This window comes from Streptomyces sp. NPDC007084, from assembly GCF_040703595.1.
Taxonomy (GTDB): Bacteria; Actinomycetota; Actinomycetes; order Streptomycetales; family Streptomycetaceae; genus Streptomyces.
In genome coordinates, this window is the sequence record NZ_JBEYFY010000051.1 from 41,944 (window position 1) to 47,943 (window position 6,000).

The window sequence follows — 6,000 nt, forward strand, 5'->3', positions numbered from 1 at the left end:
TACGTGCTTCGGGGGCCCATCGCTCGGTCCCCGGAACGGGCGGTCGGCGGTCACGTCGGTTTCCTCTGGCGTTGTCTAGAGGACAGGGGAGGGAAACCATGTGTCGGTTCTACCGGCCCGGCAGAGGTGTAGGCGAGAAAGAGTGCGGCCCACGGGTGACCGGTCGGAGCCCGTGACACCGGGCGACAGCGCTGGTCGGGGCCGCACCCCGCGAGGCGGGATTCGCTTTCGTGCCCGCACGCCACGCGGCAGTGCCCGTGTCCCGCTTCTTGCGAGGCGGCCGTCACTCGGCCGGGCCGGCGCTCACCTCGATGCCGTCCCAAGTTCCGGGGGTTCCTGTCGGGTGCCGCGTGGCGCTGTAGAAGACGGAGCGCCCTTGGGTGGTCCGTTCGGCCTTGCCGGTGGAGACCAGGCGGTCCAGCGTGTTGCGTACGGTCTGTTCGGTCGCCGGGCGCTGCTTCATGACGGCCTTCCGGATCTCCGCCACCGACCGCGGCTCCTCCTGCTCACGCAAGAGCGCGCAGACCACCTCGATCAGGGACCGTTCTCCGGGGCGGCGGCCCCGGCTGCGACCGGCCAGCAGGTGGGTGTCCACCGGGGTGAGGTGTGACTGCTGCGCCAAACCGACACCCCTTTCGGACAGGGGAGACCCCGTGAGGGCGGCGGGGGGTTCCAGGAGACGGGCCACGGCCTTGGCACCGGCGTCCAGGGTGATCCGCATCTTCAGCAGGACCTCGTACTCGCGTTCCAGCTGATGGAGAGCGCTGAGCAGCCTCTTCTGCTCCTGCTCGTTGGCTTCCAGGTCCGAGCGGAGTCGCTGGGCGTACTCGTCGAGTACATGAGGGATTTCGGACACGGCACACTCACCTTCCAGACCGCTGGTGTTGGGTTGGATGCTACCCACCCGTGTGACGGAGCAGGAGTGCGCCGAACGGTCCGGAGAGCGATGACTTCAGTCTGTGGCTCCTTGGGTGGTCCTGAATGGGTGCCCGGTCATACAGCCGTCCCCGCTGCGTTCGGGCCGGCCCGCGCCCCGCAGGGCACACACCCGGTGCGAGGATCCCACGCGCGGTCGCGCGGTGAACCCCGGCTCGGACGCGTCCACGCCGGAGCGTCAGACGCGTATTACCTGCGGGCCGAGCATCCCGTAACGGGCGGCCTCGGTCGAGGACAGGCCGTAGTCGGTAACGATCGCTTCGAAATCGCGCACCTCGGCGAACCGGGAGAAGCTGACCGTGCCGAACTTCCTGCTGACACTGATGAGGACGCGGCGCTTGGCGCTGCGGACGGCTTGCGCTTTGACCTCCCCGACCAGGGTGTCGGGCGTCGTCAGGCCGTGTTCACGGGAGATGCCGTTGGCTCCGATGAAGGCGAGGTCGACAACCAGCGCCGCCAGCATCCGGGTGCAGTCGTGACCGATGGCGGCCATCGTCCCCGGCCGGACACGCCCCCCGAGCTGGATGAGGTTGATGTTCGGCCGGGTGGAGAGCGCGACGGCGGTGGTCAGCGACGAGGTGATCACGGTCAGGGGGCGGGAGTCGGGCAGCGCCTCGGCCAGGAGCTGCGGGGTGAACCCTTCGTCCACGAACACCGTTTCCGCCCCCTTCAGCAGACTCGCGCCGGCACGGGCGATACGCATCTTCTGTGGGAACTGACGCTGTGTACGGTCCGCCAGAGTGGTCTCGTACGCGGCGCTCTCCACCGGGTAGGCCCCGCCGTGCGTCCGCTTGACCAGGCCGTGCTCTTCCAGGCTCCGCAGGTCCCTGCGCACGGTTTCCGCCGAGACACCGAGTTCCGACGACAGCGTGGTGACGTCCACGGAGCCTTTGGCTCGGGCCAGCGTCAGGATCTCCCGCTGACGGGTGTTTGAGTCCATGAGGAAACCCCTGTTCGGTGTCTGTCGGCGCAGCCCTGCACTGTGCGCGTGATCCGGGCGGTCGAGGCGGCCGTGGGTACGAACCCACTCAGGTCAACCTGGGTGCGTGTGACCGTTGTTGGCACACTCCCACAGCAATCCTCTCCGTAAACTTACACCCGTTCGCCCACCCGGTGCCGAGTGGTTGCCCAGTTATGACAACCCATCAGGTCAAGGTGAGGCGCAGGTTGACATGGACCAGCCGGGAGCGTTGAACCTCGCGGTCCAACGCTCCCGGCCGATCGGACGTCAGAGGGTCAGACGGTCAGCTTGACCGCCTCCAGGTAGCGGTCGTTCCTCAGGGAACCGCCGAAGGTGAGGCGGGGGCGGGCGTCGGCGCAGCCCTTGCCGAACCAGTCGACCGCGTGCACCTTGGCCGTCTGGCAGATCCTGCCCTTGCCGATGTTGATGGCGAAGCCGGACATGACCGGCGCGCTCTTGTCCGTGCTGCCGATGTAGTTGTTCGCGCCGTCCGCCTTGAGGGTCGTCCACTCCGGCATCCACTTGCCCTTGCCGTTCTTGGAGGCGGGGTTGTGGACGAAGGCATTAGCCGACGAGCCGCCGCTGCCGGACACCGCGATGTTCAGGGCCTTGATCGGACGGTTCTGGTTCGTTGTGCCGGCCATCGCGCCATCGCACACCGGCTTCTGCCACCCCTGGCCGGACACGTAGGCGCGGTAGCAGATGTGGCGTGCCGACAGATCGTTTCCGGCGAGCCGCAGCACGGCGCCCGCGGCCGAGTTCTGCGGGGGCTTCACGGCCACGGCGGACTGCGCGGCAACCGCCGCGGGCGCCTTGTGCTCCTTCGGCTTCTCCGCCGAGGGACTCGGGCTCGGCGAAGCGGACTTCGGGGCCTTCGGGGACTTCGACACCGTGGGGGAGGGGGACGGGGTGGGCGACTCCACCACGAAGTCGCCACTTCCCTGGGGATCGTCACCGTCCAGCACGGTGTCCGCCTGGTTGCCCACGGCGACCGGCTCTACCTGTGCCTTCTTGTCCTCGTGCTTGTTCGCGCCGACGAGCAGCAACGGGAGGGTGACGAGGATGGCCCCGACGATCGCCGCACCGGCCAGGATGGGCTTGTTCGGGCCGGAGCGCCCGTCGGGCGAGTCCTCGTCTGGCCCGTTGCCGGCCCCCGACGCGGCCGTGCGAGCGGCGGCGATGGCCTGTGGCGCGTTCCTCCGCTGCGCGGTCGCGGCGGCGGCCGGTCGGCCGGCCGCTGTCTCGGCTGTCCCCGAGACCGGCGTGGCGGGCGCGTCGGCGCCGACGCCCTGGGGCGCGCCGGCCTGCGCCTGACCGGACCGGGGCTCCGGCTCGGTGGCCTCCGGCGTCTCGGCGGGCTCTGACTGGGCGGCGGCACTGTCACCCGAGGGGGTGCGGCGCCTCAGTTTGCCTCGTAGGTCGGACATCTCTACTCCGTCTGTGCAGGGTGTGGGTGATGGGGTCGAACCTGATCGCTCTCCGCCGGAGGGCCAGGGAGATGCCTCAGGCAGCCGGGTGTTCGTCGTGTGATCCGGCCTGGGGAAGGGTCGTATCCGATCGCGCGTGTGCCGGCGGAGGGCGTGAGGAGCCGCTGTGATCCGCGTGAGGCCGTCCGCTGTCCGAGGCGGGCGGGCCGGGACGCCCGGCTCGCTCTGTGCCCCGGCGCAAGTGCCGGCCCGCCGTGACGTCCTGGTGCGGGCCGTGGGTCACGCCTCCCCCGAAGCGCGCGGCCTTCGCGTACCAGGCGTGGGCCAGCGCGAGCTGCCCCCGCTCCTCGCAGTACCGGCCGGCCGCGCGGCACTCTTGCGCCAGGTCCTCACGGGACGCCAGCGGCCCCGCCTGGATCAGGTGCCGGACCGCGAGGGCGTGGTCGTGCCCGCCCCGGCCGCGCAGCGCCTTGGCCACCGACGCGTGCAGGAGTTGCCGGGACGCCTGGGTGAGGGTGGCGAGCACCGCCTCGTCCATGATGCCGGTGAACCGGTACCCGCCCGCTCCCGCCGTCCCGGGAGGGTCGTCGGCCGAGCGGGGGCCGGGCTGCCACGTGAGGATATCCGCGTGGACCGCGGTGTCCACCAGCTTCAGCAGTTCCTCGCGAGAAATGTCCAACAGGCGCACCAGCAGGGGGACATCGAGATCGGGGCCGCACACCGCCGCCCGCGTGACCATCGCACGGGCGCTCTCGGGCAGGGCGTCGAGGCGGGCAGCGACGACGTTCACCAGCGCGGGCGGCACGACGGCGTCGGGGCCGACCCGGTGCCGGGGCGGAAGTTCCAGCAACGCGCTCAGGACGAACGGATTCCCCCCGCTGCGCCGGTGCAGCGCGAACGCGTGCCCCGGGGGAGCGGACCGGGCCTCTCCGACGGAGGTCAGCAGAGCGGAGACGTCCTCGACGGAGAGCGGACGCAGGCGGACCCACAAGGCCCGCTGCCGGGCGACCGATGACGTCAGCGAGGCGGTCCCGGGAGCGGCCCGCTCGGCGGACGAACAGACCACCACGACGGGCTGCTCCCGCAGCAGCACGCTGAGATGGTGTACGAGTTCACGGCACGCTTCGCACAGTCCGTCCAGGTCGTCCACCAGCACCACCGTGGCCCGCTCGGCGAGCTCCCCGAGGAGTTCGGTCAGGGCGCTTTCCCTGGAGTACGCCGCGGCGGAGGGCGTGGGCGGTCCCGCGCGCAGTTGCGCGAGCAGGCGGGCAGCCGGGCCGAAGACGGCGTTGCTCAGCGAGTCGTCGCAAGGACCGCAGCAGACCAGCCGGACCTGTGCGAATCCCTGGCTTTCGGCGGCCGCGGCGGTCTGCTCCAACAGCCGGGTCTTGCCCGTGCCCAGGCCGCCGGAGACGAACACCCAGTGCGTCCCCTTGCCGTCGGCCGTCCGCCGTACGGTGTCGGCGATACGGCGCGACTCGTGGTCCCGGCCGAACAGCGGCGCCCCGTCCTCCCTCTCCGGCGCGGCGGGAGCCACGGTCACCGTGGGCGGACGGCGATCCGGGAGAACGGCCCGAGAGTCCTCGTTCAGTACCGCCAGATGCAGGGCCCGCAACGCCGGGCCGGGATCCACTCCCAACTCCTCGGCGAGGGCACGGCGGAAGCGTTCGTACTGCCGAAGGGCTTCGGCGCCCCTCCCGGTCGCGTACAGCGCCTTCATCAGGAGCGCCCAGGAAGCCTCGCGGAGCGGCGCGGTCACCGTGAGGGCCTCGGCCAGGGACACCGCGGCGTCCTCACGTCCCAGGTTCAGCAGGGCGCCGACCCGCACTTCCTCCGCCGTCTGCCGCAGCGACTGCAGGCGACTGACCTCGGACGCGACGAAACCGAAGCCGGCCGCCTCGGAGAAGGCCGGTCCCCGCCACAGCCGCAGGGCCTTGGTTACCTTGTCGTGGGCCTCGTCGCCACGGGACTGCCGCAGCGCCTCCGTTGCCTCGGTGAGCAACTCCTCGAAGGCCGCGGCGTCCAACGCCTCGGGCGAGGTACGCAGCAGATAGCCGGAGGCTTCCCGAACGAGGAGACTCGACGGCTGGTGCGCGGCCCGGTCCGGTTCGAGGATCGTCCTGAGCCGGCTGATGTGGGAGTGGACGGTGGACGCCGCCGCCGCGGGCCGGTCGCCCGCGGGCCACAGGTCGCGGCACAACCGCTCCACGGACACCGGCTGCCCGGTGTTGAGGAGCAGGCGGGCGAGGAGAACGCGCCGCTTGGGAGGGCCCAGTTCCGCGGGTGTGCCGTCGTGCCAGGCCTGTATCGAGCCGAGCACGCCGAATCGCAGTGCCGCACTGTGCACGTCGTTCCCCAATCACTTGGATGTGCCATGGCTCGGACACGTGGGTGGACGGGCTTACCAGTGTGGGACGACCGAAAGGGCCGGTTGGTTTTCCCCTCGTACACATTGATAGCTGGGCCACATCACCTTGATATGGGTGCTGTCCGGGTGCGCCGTGCCCCTTCGCCGTGGGCAGCGACGAAGGGCCGGGTGTCTGGGAAGACCCGGCCCTTCGGAGTGTCGCGGTGGGTGTGCTTATCGGCCGATGCGGACGGAGGACCACATTTGGGTGAGGGATTTCTCGCTGTACTGGTAGTTCTCGGAGACGTCGCTGAGGAGGGCGGAGTGGC

4 protein-coding genes are annotated in these 6,000 nt (G+C 70.5%); all 4 read right to left on the reverse strand.

What is annotated here, in order from left to right; genetic code table 11:
- Positions 1–283: 283 nt before the first annotated feature.
- Entirely contained in the window at positions 284–856 is a 573-nt protein-coding gene (locus AB0912_RS28735; protein WP_366704828.1) for a BlaI/MecI/CopY family transcriptional regulator, read from the reverse strand.
- Between the two features lie 258 nt (positions 857–1,114).
- On the reverse strand, positions 1,115–1,876 hold the full coding sequence (locus tag AB0912_RS28740; RefSeq protein ID WP_366704830.1) for a DeoR/GlpR family DNA-binding transcription regulator: 762 nt from the start codon (positions 1,874–1,876) through the stop codon (positions 1,115–1,117).
- A gap of 296 nt (positions 1,877–2,172) precedes the next feature.
- Positions 2,173–3,324: a hydrogenase expression protein HypA gene (locus tag AB0912_RS28745; protein WP_366704832.1), complete on the reverse strand. Its 1,152-nt coding sequence runs from the start codon at positions 3,322–3,324 to the stop codon at positions 2,173–2,175.
- A 76-nt stretch (positions 3,325–3,400) separates the two neighbouring features.
- The gene (locus AB0912_RS28750; protein WP_366704834.1) at positions 3,401–5,671 is read right to left on the reverse strand and encodes a BTAD domain-containing putative transcriptional regulator; all 2,271 of its coding nucleotides are present in this window, start codon (positions 5,669–5,671) and stop codon (positions 3,401–3,403) included.
- Positions 5,672–6,000: the final 329 nt, after the last annotated feature.

Coding starts and splice junctions, on each gene's coding strand:
- AB0912_RS28740 (WP_366704830.1), bottom strand. CDS start 1,876: ATGGACTCAAACACCCGTCAGCGGGAGATCCTGACGCTGGCCCGAGCC.
- AB0912_RS28745 (WP_366704832.1), bottom strand. CDS start 3,324: ATGTCCGACCTACGAGGCAAACTGAGGCGCCGCACCCCCTCGGGTGAC.